Annotated in this window: 12 protein-coding genes and 1 riboswitch; of the genes, 5 read left to right on the top strand and 7 right to left on the bottom strand. The window is 47.1% G+C overall.

The window, feature by feature from the left end:
* Nucleotides 1-2: 2 nt before the first annotated feature.
* The 4 genes from agaR (AKJ31_RS05655) to rrtA all read right to left on the bottom strand — a co-directional run bounded on the left by agaR (AKJ31_RS05655) (nt 3) and on the right by rrtA (nt 4,376).
* Nucleotides 3-779 (bottom strand): transcriptional repressor AgaR, encoded by a 777-nt coding sequence (gene agaR, locus AKJ31_RS05655; protein WP_053408136.1) that lies wholly within the window; start codon nt 777-779, stop codon nt 3-5.
* A 391-nt stretch (nt 780-1,170) separates the two neighbouring features.
* Complete coding sequence (gene agaR / locus AKJ31_RS05650; RefSeq protein WP_053408135.1) at nt 1,171-1,938, bottom strand: transcriptional repressor AgaR; 768 nt, start codon at nt 1,936-1,938, stop codon at nt 1,171-1,173.
* A gap of 321 nt (nt 1,939-2,259) precedes the next feature.
* Nucleotides 2,260-3,708, bottom strand: coding sequence for a DEAD/DEAH box helicase (locus AKJ31_RS05645; RefSeq protein ID WP_053408134.1), 1,449 nt, complete (start codon nt 3,706-3,708; stop codon nt 2,260-2,262).
* Between the two features lie 101 nt (nt 3,709-3,809).
* The gene (rrtA, locus tag AKJ31_RS05640) at nt 3,810-4,376 is read right to left on the bottom strand and encodes a rhombosortase (protein ID WP_053408133.1); all 567 of its coding nucleotides are present in this window, start codon (nt 4,374-4,376) and stop codon (nt 3,810-3,812) included.
* 3 nt (nt 4,377-4,379) lie between these two features.
* On the opposite strand from rrtA, the gene AKJ31_RS05635 reads away from it, so the two are divergent.
* Together AKJ31_RS05635 and AKJ31_RS05630 are read left to right on the top strand one after the other, a co-directional pair.
* A complete protein-coding gene (locus AKJ31_RS05635; protein WP_053408132.1) occupies nt 4,380-4,988 on the top strand; it encodes a tRNA-uridine aminocarboxypropyltransferase in 609 nt (202 codons plus the stop codon).
* Between the two features lie 87 nt (nt 4,989-5,075).
* Nucleotides 5,076-5,175, top strand: a riboswitch (purine riboswitch).
* Nucleotides 5,176-5,249: 74 nt separating this feature from the next.
* Complete coding sequence (locus AKJ31_RS05630; protein WP_053408131.1) at nt 5,250-6,260, top strand: adenosine deaminase; 1,011 nt, start codon at nt 5,250-5,252, stop codon at nt 6,258-6,260.
* A gap of 58 nt (nt 6,261-6,318) precedes the next feature.
* On the opposite strand, the gene AKJ31_RS05625 is transcribed toward AKJ31_RS05630, so the two are convergent.
* The 3 genes from AKJ31_RS05625 to AKJ31_RS05615 all read right to left on the bottom strand — a co-directional run bounded on the left by AKJ31_RS05625 (nt 6,319) and on the right by AKJ31_RS05615 (nt 9,652).
* Nucleotides 6,319-7,635 carry an anti-phage deoxyguanosine triphosphatase gene (locus AKJ31_RS05625; protein ID WP_053408130.1) on the bottom strand — a complete coding sequence of 439 codons (1,317 nt, stop codon included), beginning with the start codon at nt 7,633-7,635 and terminating at the stop codon, nt 6,319-6,321.
* A 129-nt stretch (nt 7,636-7,764) separates the two neighbouring features.
* Nucleotides 7,765-8,364 (bottom strand): 5'-deoxynucleotidase, encoded by a 600-nt coding sequence (gene yfbR, locus AKJ31_RS05620; protein WP_053408129.1) that lies wholly within the window; start codon nt 8,362-8,364, stop codon nt 7,765-7,767.
* A gap of 73 nt (nt 8,365-8,437) precedes the next feature.
* Nucleotides 8,438-9,652 carry a pyridoxal phosphate-dependent aminotransferase gene (locus AKJ31_RS05615; protein ID WP_053408128.1) on the bottom strand — a complete coding sequence of 405 codons (1,215 nt, stop codon included), beginning with the start codon at nt 9,650-9,652 and terminating at the stop codon, nt 8,438-8,440.
* A 186-nt stretch (nt 9,653-9,838) separates the two neighbouring features.
* Here AKJ31_RS05615 and AKJ31_RS05610 point away from each other — a divergent pair, with 186 nt between their 5' ends.
* From AKJ31_RS05610 to menH, 3 genes are read left to right on the top strand one after another with little or no spacing between them, the layout of a single operon-like run.
* Nucleotides 9,839-11,179: an isochorismate synthase gene (locus AKJ31_RS05610; protein ID WP_053408127.1), complete on the top strand. Its 1,341-nt coding sequence runs from the start codon at nt 9,839-9,841 to the stop codon at nt 11,177-11,179.
* A complete protein-coding gene (menD, locus tag AKJ31_RS05605; protein WP_053408126.1) occupies nt 11,180-12,904 on the top strand; it encodes a 2-succinyl-5-enolpyruvyl-6-hydroxy-3-cyclohexene-1-carboxylic-acid synthase in 1,725 nt (574 codons plus the stop codon). It abuts the gene before it with no gap.
* Nucleotides 12,894-13,682: a 2-succinyl-6-hydroxy-2,4-cyclohexadiene-1-carboxylate synthase gene (gene menH / locus AKJ31_RS05600; RefSeq protein ID WP_053408125.1), complete on the top strand. Its 789-nt coding sequence runs from the start codon at nt 12,894-12,896 to the stop codon at nt 13,680-13,682. The genes menD and menH overlap by 11 nt, the downstream gene beginning before the upstream one ends.
* Nucleotides 13,683-13,712: the final 30 nt, after the last annotated feature.

The raw sequence follows: 13,712 nt of genomic DNA, 5'->3' as shown, positions 1-13,712 counted from the left end.
TCCTAGTTAATGGTTTGGTCAGCAAGAATGACTTCGACACCCATATCAAGTAGAGCCTGATGGGTGGCATGGGGGATATTACTATCGGTCACCAGAACGTCGATTTGGCTCGCTGGGCGGATCATGCAAAAGCTTTTGCGGCCGAACTTGCTGGAGTCGGTTACCGCAATGATTTGTCTCGCGACATCGCACATTGCACGGTTGACTTGCGCTTCATGGTTGTCTGGCGTGGTGATGCCTGATTGAAGGTCAAATCCATCGACGCCAAGAAACAGCTTGTCGAACAAATAGGAGCGGATTTGTTGCTCGCCGTGGTGACCAATCAGAGAACAAGACGCACGACGTAAACTGCCGCCGACGACGTGCAAATCGATGTTCTCTATGTTGTTGAGCTGATAAGCGGTATTGAGCGCGTTGGTCATTACCACCAATTGCTGTTTTGAAGCGAGGTACTGAGGCATGAGGCCGATAGTGGTCCCTGAGTCTAAGATGATCGCCTCACCATCTTTCACCAGTGCTGCAGCCGCTTGAGCAATGCTCTGTTTCGCGCTTCGATTGAGTTGGTCTTTGCGATACAAAGGCTGGTCGAAAGCAAAATTTGGGTTAAGTGTTGCCCCGCCGTAACAGCGGAATACGCAACCTTCTTTCTCAAGTAAGTTGAGGTCATGGCGAATGGTGACGGCGGACACCTTGTACTGGTTTGCAAACTCATCGACCTTGCCTGATCCATGAGCACGAATATGTGCCATCATGTGTTGTCTTCGTTCTGCATTTGTCATTACCAATTCCTCTTTCGCTACATTTCGGTTGTTGGACGAAATGTTTCGATTTCTTTTGATTGGTATTAAAGCAGGTGTCAGAAAGCGAAATTAAACGCGAGATCACATTCGCTTTTCTTTCGGTTTGGGAGTGAAAAACCTTTCGTTTGAATGAAAGTGAAAGGTGAAGCTTTCACTCTAAAGCTGAAACGCTGTGCCGAAATCGACGTAAATCAAAGGTTGGCGATCTTTCACAGTGAAAGTTGTAAACAAATAGTAGAAAAAGTAGGGGTTTCGAAATGCAAACTGCGTGACTTCACAGTTTTTATATTTGGGTGAATTATTGGTGGTCTGAATGGGTCGTTGGAAAAGTTATTTTCGAGTCGATAGATGACGAAGTTGTCATTCTAACTTATTCAACGATATGCACTTCTAAGCCGAGTGCAGAGAGTTCTTCAACGTAGTCTTGAGGAATTCCGCTATCGGTAATCAGGATATTGAGTTGCTCTGGACGAGCGATTAAGCAAAAGCTTTGGCGGTTAAACTTGGATGAATCGGTAATCGCAATGATGTTTTGTGCGGCTTCCACCATTTGGCGGTTAATGTCCGCTTCACCTTGGTGCGGTGTGGTTACTCCAGCCAATTTGTCGAAGCCATCGACGCCTAAAAACAGTTTGTTGAAACGAAAACCTGAGAGAAACGCCTCGCCGCCAGCACCATACAACGAATAAGAGTTTTTCCTCATTAAACCGCCTGTAACCATCACTTCCACATTGGCTTGATTCGCAAGGTGGTAGGCGATGTTAATGCCGTTAGTCATCACGGTAATGTTGCTTTTGCCTTTTAGGTGGTAGGCAATTTGTTCTGTCGTCGAGCCAGAATCAAGGATGATCTTATCGCCATCTTGGATCAATGACGCCGCGTATTGGCCTAACTTCGCTTTGATATCGCTATTGAGCTGCTTTTTGTCGTTGAGTGGTTTTTCGAACGCGAATTGAGAGTTTAGCAACGCGCCACCATAGCAACGAGTAACGCAGCCTTGGCGCTCTAATTGGTTTAGATCACTGCGGATGGTGACTTCTGACACGCCATATTGCTCAGCAAAATAGGACACCTCACCTTTCTGGTGGGTTTGGATGTATTGCAGGATTTCGTTTCTGCGTTGAGCGGTCGAGAGCATGGCGTCAGCTGTTCAAGGATTCGTAATGGCAACTTTAACCAAACGTGATTCGAAGTTGAATCTATTTATACCAATCGTAGTAAATAACTGTTCATTCTAGCTTGTTAAAATACTCGATAACTGCGTTAAAATTTTTGATTGTAGAATAACTACTTATCGAAAAATTTTGCCTTGTTCTCAAGCATTTTTCCTACGCTATTTCTGACCATTTACTTACTGTGATTGGTATTATTTGAGACTTAGGGAAATTTTCAAGATAACTAGAATAAAACAAACCCCACGCATTGGTGGGGTTTGTATCAATCATAAAAATTGTCGAAGCTATGCTTTTGGTTGAGCGTTACTCGGCTTGCGGTTAGCTGGGCGACGACGTTTTTGACCGTTGTTCGCTGCAGGGCTTTTGGCGTTACCTGCACCGGACTTACTGTCTCCGCGTTTACCTTGGTTGCCTTTATTTGAGTTTTCGCCGTTAGCTTTGTTGTGACCAAAGTGGCGCTTGTTTTTGCCCGCTGGTTTATGACCGCGTGCATTGTCTCCAGAGCGTTGACCGTCCGCGTGGTCGGTTCTTGGTTTCTTCGGCTTCTTAGGTTTTTTCGGTTTGATTGGACGAGTATCCAGTTTGGATTCTGGCAACTCGTTCGCTGGCTTATAACCTTCAATTTCTAAACGAGGCAATACTTGTTGAATCAAACGCTCAATCGCAAATAGTTCGCCAGCTTCGTCTGCTTCAACAAGAGAGAATGCTCGGCCAACTTCACCCGCACGACCTGTACGACCAATGCGGTGTACGTAATCTTCAGCAACGTGCGGCAGTTCAAAGTTAACCACTTGTGGTAACTGAGGGATATCAATACCACGCGCGGCGATATCGGTAGCAACCAAAACGCGAACATCGCCTGATTTAAAATCGGCTAATGCACGAGTACGAGCGCCTTGGCTTTTATTACCGTGAATCGGTGCAGCGGTAATGCCTTCTTTCTCTAGGAAGAAGGCAAGGCGGTTTGCGCCGTGTTTGGTGCGGCAGAAAACCAATACCTGTTTCCAATCGCCGTCTTTGATCAGCTTAACCAACATTGGCGCTTTCTTGCGCTTGTCTGCTGGGTAAATGGACTGCTCAATCGTAACTGCGGTTGAGTTTTCTGGGTTAACCGATACTTCTACTGGGTTATTCACCAAGCCTTTTGCTAACTCGCGGATCTCGGCTGAGAAGGTCGCAGAGAACAGTAGGTTTTGACGTTTTTCTGGTAACAGCGCCAGAATCTTACGGATATCGCGGATAAAGCCCATGTCAAGCATGCGGTCAGCTTCGTCTAAAACCAACACTTCAAGTTGCTCAAACTTAATCGCGTTTTGTTGGTATAGGTCCAACAAACGGCCCGGTGTCGCCACCAGTACATCACAGCCTTTACGCAGTTTCATCATTTGCGGGTTAATCTTCACCCCACCAAAAACCACAGTGGAAGTCAGGCGTTGGTATCGACTGTATTTGAACACGTTCTCTTGAACCTGAGCCGCTAGCTCACGAGTCGGCGTTAGGATCAAAGCGCGTACGTGATTGCCTTTTACACGAGTGCCGTTGTCGAGGCGTTCAAGAATCGGCAGTGTAAAGCCTGCTGTTTTACCTGTGCCTGTCTGCGCTGCTGCCATCACATCTTTGCCTTCTAATACGGCTGGGATAGCTTGCTCCTGAATCGGAGACGGTTTGTCGTAACCCTGTTCTTCAATAGCTTTAAGAATTGGGGCAGAAAGGCCTAAAGAGGTAAAACCCATAAATTGATCTCTGTATAAATTGGGGGGGATGTTCTCAGACAATTTACTTACTGAGAAAAGGGCGCCATTCTGCGCCCTTTAGGTAGGAACATCAACTGAAATTAACGCTGAGAGTTTTTCAAGATGTTGAGTTGAGGCGCATAGCGAAGCATCAGTGCAAATAAGAAACCACTGATTACACCAAACAAATGCGACTCTACCGCAATACGTGCGTTGATAAGTTCGCTAGTGGATTGCGAGGCGCCCATGGTCAACTCCCAAGTCACTTTGGCGATAACACCTGCTACCAGCAGCCAACTGCTTTTTCTTCCGTCTAGGGCTTCTTTCAGTGCAAAGCAGGCAAACAAACCGTGCAATACGCCAGATAAGCCAACGTAAGTGGTCATATCGCTGAAGAAGTTGAGTAACCCGACCGATATGCTGATTACTACTAAGCTGAAAAGCCACAACTTCGCCGTCGGCTTGAAAATAAAACTGATGATCCAAAGTGCGGCGAGGTTCATGCCGAGATGCGCAAAGTTGGTGTGGGTAAAGTTTCCTGATAGGATTCGCCACCACTGACCATCTAAAATTAATTGGCGATGCCATTCAGCAAGTGAAAGCATAGGCTCAAACTGGAGTCCTAAGCACAGCAAGCTGATAGCGATTAACAAAACAAATAAGCGCACACTATGTCCCGATACTGTTCTCAATGTGGAAAGTCACAAAAAGCTTGTATTTGTAAATGGATACAAAGACTAACATCGAATGTTGAGTTGGTCATCTTACAACATCCGAGTGAAACAAACAGACCCATGGGAACGGCGCGGATCTTAAAACTCTCCTTGGCGAACAGCCACTACTTTGTCGGTGAGGATTTCAGTGAGCACGAAGCGCTGAATCAACTACTCAGCGATCACCAATACCACCATTTTATCCTTTATCCCGGAGAAGGGGCGTTGACCCACAATCAAGTGGCAGACAAGCTCGATAACGGTGAGAAAGTGCGTGTTATCTTACTCGATGGAACCTGGAAGAAGGCTTATAAAATGTGGCAGTTGTCGAGCAACTTGCACACCTTGCCGTTAATTAAGTTACCGGAAAATCTGCAAGGCAACTATCGGATTCGCAAAGCGCCGAGTGATAACAGTTTATCTACTGTAGAGGCGGGTTATCACATCCTGTCATTGTTGCAACCTGAGCACGACTTCTCTCCGTTGATCGAATCGTTTAATCAGATGATCGAGTTTCAAATCAAGCAGATGCCACCCGGTGTGTTTGAGAAAAATTATCTACAGTAATAACAATAGCGTCTAAAATTAATTTCAAGCGCATCGTTGCCATCGGGCAACTTGTCTGAATATAATGCCGCCGAAAACGTTTGGCTGGGATATCCGCCATGCGTGCTTCGTATAATCCCACTGATACGGTGTGGGAGTCTCTACCTGGAACCGTAAACTCCAGATTACGAAGAGTTAAGTGCACTGCGCTTTTCTCTTTGTATGCCACAAATTCATCTCGAGAAAAGCGTTTGTTCATAATCATCTAATGAGGAGACAAGCGTGAACCAAGCTACTTTTATTCGTCAACTACCCAAAGTTGAACTCCATCTGCACATCGAAGGCACATTAGAGCCGGAAATGATGTTCCAACTCGCGCAGCGTAACCAAATCGACCTGCCTTTTGCTTCACCACAAGAAGTCAAAGCCGCGTATGAATTTACCAACTTGCAGTCGTTTTTAGATATCTATTATCAAGGTGCGAATGTGTTAATTGAAGAGCAAGATTTCTACGACCTGACGTGGGCGTACTTGCTCAAGTGCCAACAAGACAACGTCATTCACACGGAAATCTTTTTTGATCCACAAACGCATACCGCGCGTGGTATTCATTTTGATACTGTGATTGCTGGTATCGACAGAGCAATGAAAGACGGCCTTGAGCAGTTGGGTATCACTAGCCGCATCATCATGTGCTTTTTACGTCACTTAGATGAAGAGAGCGCGTTTGAAGTGTTAGAGATGGCGTTGCCTCATAAAGATAAGATTATCGGGGTGGGGCTGGATTCGTCTGAGTTAGGCCATCCACCAGAGAAGTTTGAACGTGTGTTCAGTAAAGCACGTGACGAGGGCTTTATAACGGTGGCGCATGCTGGCGAAGAAGGGCCAGTCAGCAATATTTACAACAGTCTGGAGTTGCTTAATGTGTCTCGCATTGACCACGGGGTACGCTGCGCAGACGACGAGCAACTGGTCGCCCTGTTAGCCGAAAGTAAAATGCCGTTGACCGTGTGCCCGTTGTCGAATACCAAGCTGAAAGTGTTTGATGAAATGCGTGACCACAATATTGTTGAGCTGCTGCGCCGAGGTTTGTGCGTCACCATCAACTCAGATGACCCAGCTTATTTTGGTGGTTACATGACCGATAACTTCCGCGCGGTCGCGGAAAGTCATGCGTTAAGCCGAGAAGAGCTGGCACTATTTACGTGCAATGCCATTGACGCCAGTTTTATCAGCGAAGCGGAGAAGTGTGTGTTGCGTGAAAAGCTGGATGACTTTGTCGCGACCGCGTAACGCAAAACATTTGTGAGATACCGTCATTCCAACTTGCTTGCAGGAATGACGGTTGCGTTTAATGAGAAGAAAAGAGCTGCTGGTGGAGTCGCTGCGCGTGTCCGTCTGTCATTGACGAAATGTAGTCGGCAATCACTCGGTATCCCGCGCTTTCATCTTTGCGCTCGAGCCATTTCTGACGAGTTTGTATTGGCAGTAGCCTTTCTGGATCGGCGCTTAACGCTTCAAAGATATCCATAATGATTTGCTGCCCTTTGTACTCGACAACCTGAACGTGTGGCACTTGAATCACATACTCACTGACGAAGTGCTTCAATATCTCTAATGCTTTATCCATCGTCGGTTCAAGATACGCATTGAATGCCAGCAGCTCGCACTCGAATGGCGCGTCGACGGGCTTGATAGAAATACTCGTCAGTAGCGCGTTAACCATTCCACCAATCGCGTCTTTACGCTGGAAATGAGTACCGGAAAACAGCATTTCGGTAATCGAAGCGATGTGTTTTTCAAACCAAGGGTCGCCACATTCCGCCAACTTACTCGCCGCGCCTTCAATCCATTGATGGCGGTTGACCATGCCCAGTACTAATGCGTCTTCCAAATCATGTACGCCGTAAGCGATATCGTCTGCCAACTCCATGATTGAACAGTCGATCGACTTATAACGAGTTTTTCGGTGTTGATGATCGGCGAGCGTATCTTCACGCATCAGGCTAAACAAGGTTTTGTCATTGTCGTTTAGCGGTGCGAGCAACCAGTCAAATAGCTCTTTATCGCAATCATACAAACCTTTGGCTGGCATCCATTCTCGAGCGCGTAACTTGCGCTGGTGCGAGACACTGTTTGGGATGATTTTTGCGCGAGTCTGGCTGATCAGGGCAGGGTACTTCACCAAGCCCAATAAAGTGCGACGCGCCAAATTCATACCGAAGTTTTCTGTGTACGGCTCAAGCTTGGTCACAATACGAAATGTCTGTGCGTTGCCTTCAAATCCACCGTGGTCACGCATCATGTAGTTCAGCGCGACTTCACCGCCGTGACCGTAAGGCGGGTGGCCAATATCGTGCGCCAGACAAATGGAATCAATCAGACTGTCACTCGGCAATAAGTCACGAAACTCAGGTTGCTTCTTTTTGATTTGCGCGACGATACCCGTGCCAAGTTGTGCGGCTTCAAGCGAGTGAGTCAAGCGGGTGCGGTGAAAGTCGTCAAAGCTGTTGCCGTGAACTTGTGTCTTGGCTTGTAGACGACGAAACGCAGCGGAATGAAGAATACGCGCTCGGTCGCGCTGAAAAGGGCTTCGATGGTCGTCACGACGAATCTTATGCTCGTCGTCGTGGCGCTCGTGCCATAAATCGCTGATATTAAACGTCATAAACAGGCTTCCAGAAATACTCTAATTACTTACTCTTTAAAATACATGTGTGTGCGTAAATTTTTACGTGGTTACATGTCAGAGATGGCGTTGATTTACTTTTTATTATCCGCCACTAGTTGAACATGATTAACTGATTTCGTCTAAAGATAACTCAAAGCTTGGGGCAAATATCGTTAAAAAGTACTCCATCTCTGGCGAATGGCGCTCCTTGAGAGTGACATCAAGGCGCTTTTTCGCCAATGCGTACTCGTGGTTACCTGCGCTCAGTTCTTCCAAGCACTTTAGGTAGGCGCAAATCGTGTCGGCTTGTTTGACGATCGCGGCGTCTTCCGGATGTGTGGCATCAGAAACTAAATATGGTGCAAAGTCTTCGTGAAGTTCTTCCGGTAGCATCGAGAGCAGGCGCTTTTCGGCGATTGCTTCGATCTTTTTATACTCTTTAGCAATCTCCGGGTTGAAGTATTTGACTGGTGTTGGCAAATCCCCAGTGAGCACTTCACTGGTATCGTGATACATGCCAAGCAGTGCAATCCTTTCTGGATTTAAATCACCGCCAAATTTTTTATTTTTTATTACGGCTAACGCGTGGGCGACAAAGGCGACTTGTAAGCTGTGCTCGGAAATGTTTTCTGTCGACACCGAACGCATCAACGGCCAGCGTTGAATGAGCTTCATACGTGCTAGATGGGCAAAAAAGTGACTTTCTTTTGGCTTTTCTTCTGACATAAACGGCTCCCTGAAAACGAAAAAGGGTACTCAATGAGTACCCTTTAAGCATATGAAAGTTAGACGCTAATTACTACTGGCTGTAAGTAGACAAGAATCTCTCGAAGCGTCCAATCGCCATTTCCAGATCTTCAACGTGCGGTAATGTCACGATACGGAAGTGGTCTGGTTTTGGCCAGTTGAAGCCAGTGCCTTGTACTAACAACACTTTTTCTTGAATCAAGAAATCAAGCACCATCTTCTGGTCGTCTTTAATGTTGTACATCTTAGTGTCGATTTTCGGGAACAAGTACATCGCGCCTTTTGGCTTCACACAAGAAACGCCAGGGATCTGAGTGATCAGCTCGTATGCACGGTCGCGTTGTTCCAGTAGACGTCCACCCGGAAGAATCAGCTCGTTGATACTTTGGTAGCCGCCTAATGCGGTTTGAATTGCGTGCTGCATTGGTACGTTGGCACACAAACGCATTGAGGCGAGCATTTCTAAGCCGTTGATGTAACCCTGCGCTTGATGTTTCGGACCCGTCAGGAACATCCAGCCGCCACGGAAACCACACACGCGATACGCTTTGGACAGACCGTTGAAGGTCACAACCAAAACGTCTTCGGTCAACGTCGCAATAGAGGTATGCGTTGCGCCGTCGTAAAGCACTTTGTCGTAGATTTCATCAGCGAAAATGATCAGCTTGTGTTTGCGCGCAATTTCGATCACTTCCAATAGGAAATCACGGCTGTACACCGCGCCTGTTGGGTTGTTCGGATTGATCAGAACAATGCCGCGCGTTTTTGGCGTGATTTTCTTTTTGATGTCATCAAGATCTGGGTACCAGTCTGCTTCTTCATCACATAGATAATGCACCGCTTTACCGCCAGACAGAGACACCGAGGCCGTCCACAGTGGGTAATCCGGCGCTGGTACTAGCATTTCGTCGCCGTTGTTCAACAAGGCTTGCATCGACATAACGATCAGCTCAGACGCACCATTACCGATGTAAACGTCTTCGACATCCAGTGAGCGGATACCTTTACGTTGATAGTGCTGAACGACAGCCTTACGAGCCGAGTAGATGCCTTTTGAATCACAGTAACCCTGAGAAGTAGGCAGGTTACGGATTACATCGACCAGGATTTCGTCAGGGGCGTCAAAGCCAAATGGGGCGGGATTCCCAATGTTCAGCTTTAGTATTTTATGCCCTTCTTCCTCCATGCGCTTAGCATGTTTGAGTACAGGACCCCTAATGTCATAGCAGACATTGTCGAGTTTTGACGACATCCCGATATTTTGCATTGAATAAAACCTAAATTTAATTGTATTTCTTTATTAAACTACATCAAAAATAGATTCTTTAGAATAAAAATCTGGAATGAATAAAGATATTTAACCTTTGTAGCACGCGCATTATCACAGGATTATGCAAAACATTTGCGACAACCTTGATTTGGATAGGGTCTATTAATAGAGTAGCGGTTTAAAATGAATAACAATCCCCATGCATACGAGGCTGATTTGTCATATTTTCATCAAGCCGTTACGAAACTGATTGAGCGTGTAAAGAATGCAGGAGACGGAGAACACCGTCTAGTTCAAATTCTTGAGGAAAAACCGGACTTTACATTTATCGATTGGCTGGAATCTCAGCCGCTATTTCCTAAGTTTTATTGGCAGTCTCGTGACACTCGTGAAGAAGTTGTCGCACTGGGTCAGTTACATACGTTTGTCGACCCTGCGCCCGCATATACGATTCTTTCTGGCGAGCAACGCATTTGGGGTGGCCGCTCGTTCGACGGTCATACCGACAAAAACCGTCGTTGCATGTCTTCGCTGTTCTTCTTACCGCAAATTGAACTGATTCGATTTGACGACCAGCTATCTCTGGCGGTGAACCTTTCCGCCGAAAAGCACCGCACGCTTGCCGCACTCTACAAACTGCAATTTGACGTTAGCACGCTTTCTCCCGTGTCTGCGCATGTGCAGCACATCGAGCACACGCCTTGTAAACAACAATGGGGTGAGTTGGTTGAGAAAGTGCTCACAGGGATTGAAAACGATGAATTTAAGAAAGTGGTGCTGGCGCGTAAAACCTCGGTGATACTGGACGAGTCTCTGTGCGCTTCTCAGTTTTTAAAAGCGAGTTACTTACAGAATCACCATAGCTTCCACTTTATGTTGTCGCTCGATAAAGGGCATAGTTTCATTGGTTCAACACCGGAGAGATTGTACGCAAGACAAGGCCAAGAACTGTATACCGAGGCGCTTGCAGGCACGATTGGTCGCGGTAAAAACGCCAGTCACGATATGGAGCTGGCAAACTGGTTGGCGAACGACGCCAAAAACCTCAACGAAAACCAATACGTGGTTGATGACATCGTTGAGCGCCTGACTCCGCATTCAGACGATGTGTGCGTGGAAGAAGAGGCGCGTTTGGTGCGCCTGCGTAAAGTGCAGCATCTCAAGCGTAGCATTCACGCCAACTTAAAACAGGGTGTCAATGGCGTGCAATTGTTAAGCGCTTTACAACCTACCGCTGCAGTCGCGGGCTTGCCGCGCAAAGAGTCGATGGCGTTTATCCAAAAACACGAACCTTTTGCTCGTGGTTGGTACGCGGGCTCGATGGGCTTTATTAGTCATCAACGTGCAGAGTTTTGCGTGGCGATTCGTAGCGCATTAGTGCTTGGTGACGAGGTACAGCTATTTGCTGGAGCGGGGATTGTTCCTGGCTCGGTGGCTGAACATGAATGGCAAGAGCTGGATAAGAAAATGTCGACGCTACTGTCTCTGATCTCAGACCACGCGCCACTTGGAGTGGCATCATAAATGAGTACTCATCCAATTCATCAGGCTGTAATCAACCGAATTTGGTGTCAGACGATTTTAGAAGAGTTAAGCCGTTTTGGTGTGACTGATGTTTGTGTTGCACCAGGGTCTCGTTCGACGCCACTGACACTAGAAGCGGACGAAAACAGCAAACTGACCTTACATCCCCATTTTGATGAGCGCGGTTTAGGCTTTCTGGCGCTTGGTTTGGCCAAAGCCTCAAAGCGACCTGTTGCGATTGTCGTCACCTCTGGCACGGCGGTAGCGAACTTATTACCTGCGATTGCGGAAGCCAAGCTCACCGGAGAAAAGCTGGTGGTGCTGACGGCTGATCGCCCAATCGAGTTAGTCGGCTGCGGTGCCAATCAGGCCATCAATCAGTCAGGTATTTTCTCTGAACATGTGTCTGCCGCGCTTGAACTACCAAGTCCGAGTTTACATACGCCGCTAAAGTGGCTGCTAACGTCAATCGATCAAGTCATGTTCGAGCAAGCGCAAAAGGGCAGTGCAGTACACATCAACTGCCCGTTTCCAGAGCCGTTATACAGCGCAGAATCAAAAGCTATCTATCAAGACTATCTCGACGGTGTCGCTCGCTGGTGGCAGGGTTCAGAGACTTACACTCGCAAACTATCTGCTCAGAGTGTGCCCAATATTCAAGTTCCGGATTTTATCGATAAGAAAGGCGTGATCATTGCTGGTAGCGTAACGCTAGAAGAGGCAACCAAAGCGAAGCGTTTGGCACAAAAACTCGGTTGGCCGCTTCTGTGTGATCCGCAATCAGGACAAACCTCTGAATGGGCGCACTATGATCTTTGGCTACAAAACGCGGACAAGGCTGAACAACTCAATCAATGTGAACTAGTGGTTCAGCTCGGCTCTCGTATTGTCTCGAAGCGTCTAAACCAATGGTTGCTCAAACAGGTTGAAGACCGTGGTGCTGACTATCATTATGTCGCAGACAATGTTGACCGTAATAACCAAGCCCACTTAATGCAAACCCATCATGTGTGTGACATTGAGGTTTGGCTAAATGCGTTCAGCAAAGCTGTGCCAGTGCTGGCTGAGCCGCAGTCTGGTTGGAGTGATGGACTTATCCCTTTCGCAAACCAGTTGAGCGAGTTAGCGTCGCTGCATCTGTCGACCGATACCAAGCTGACCGAAATTGCGTTGGCGTTGACACTCAACCAACTGCCGAAGGAGACACAAATCTTCCTTGGCAACAGTTTGTTTGTCCGTTTGGTTGATATGTTCAGTCGAGTCGATGGTTACGAGGTTTACAGTAATCGTGGCGCATCGGGAATTGATGGTTTGATTGCGACTGCCTGCGGTGTTGTGAATGCCAATCAGCAGCCGCTGGTTATATACATTGGTGACACTTCGCTATTGTACGACTTGAACTCCTTGGCGCTGCTAAGCCGAGTTACCGTACCGGTAGCAATTGTCGTGACCAACAACGACGGCGGCGCGATCTTTGACTTGCTGCCCGTTCCAGAGCAACAAAAACAGGCGTTGTATCAAATGCCGCACGGTTTTGAATTTGAATTTGCCGCCAAGCAATTCAACCTCGCTTACGCAAAACCTGAAACCCTAGCTGAGTATCAACACTTGCTGACTGAGCATTTGGAACAAGGCAAGGGGACGTTACTCATCGAAGTGCAAACCCCTCCAGAGCAAGCGTCTCAACAACTCAAAGAGTTTACCCAACAAGTTTATGCTTTATAGTCGATCAAGCGCCAATCTCAACAGTACACCCGGACCTGTGGTGGTTTTCCTCCATGGTTTACTCGGCTCTAGTGAAGATTGGGATGCGCCATTGCAACACCTCGGTGACTTACCCAACATCACTATCGATTTACCCGGTCATGGCCTGAGTGCTTTGCAGTCGTGTAATAACTTTCGAGATTGTTGCAATCAAATATCTGACACCTTACTTACCCAAGTTGCTCCGCATCGTCCTATAGTATTAGTTGGCTATTCGCTTGGCGCCCGCATCGCCATGACAGGCATTGCCAAACAGTACTTCCCTTCGTTGAATATTCAACAAGTGATCATTGAAGGTGGCAATTTTGGTTTGCAAACAGAAGCGGATAAACAAACCCGCCTGAAAAACGATGCAAACTGGGCGGATAGATTCAGCAAGGAGCCAATTGAACAGGTTTTGAACGATTGGTATCAGCAACCAGTATTTAGCTCACTAAAGCATGAGCAAAGACAAGAACTGGTGGCTAAGCGCAGTGCTAATCTTGGCCCTGCGGTGGCGACTATGTTGATGGCAACATCACTCGCCAAACAAGAATATTTACTCGACTCGATGAAAGAGGCGGGTGTAAGAACACACTATATTTGTGGCGAACAAGACAGCAAGTTTAGCCTGTTAGCAAAGCAAAGCGGCTTGTCTTTTAGCCAAGTGGCGCATGCGGGTCATAATGCTCACCGAGAGCAACCCAAAGCGTTCGCGAAGATTATTTCCAATCAAATCGAAACTCACTTAACACCTTAGTTGGGTGGGTTAGCTAGAGAAACAAACAGG

Origin of the sequence: Vibrio hepatarius, from assembly GCF_001274785.1 — a bacterium.
Classification (GTDB): Bacteria; Pseudomonadota; Gammaproteobacteria; order Enterobacterales; family Vibrionaceae; genus Vibrio; species Vibrio hepatarius.
The sequence above is the reverse complement of the archived record's forward strand: the minus strand, read 5'-3'. Positions and strand labels throughout refer to the sequence as shown.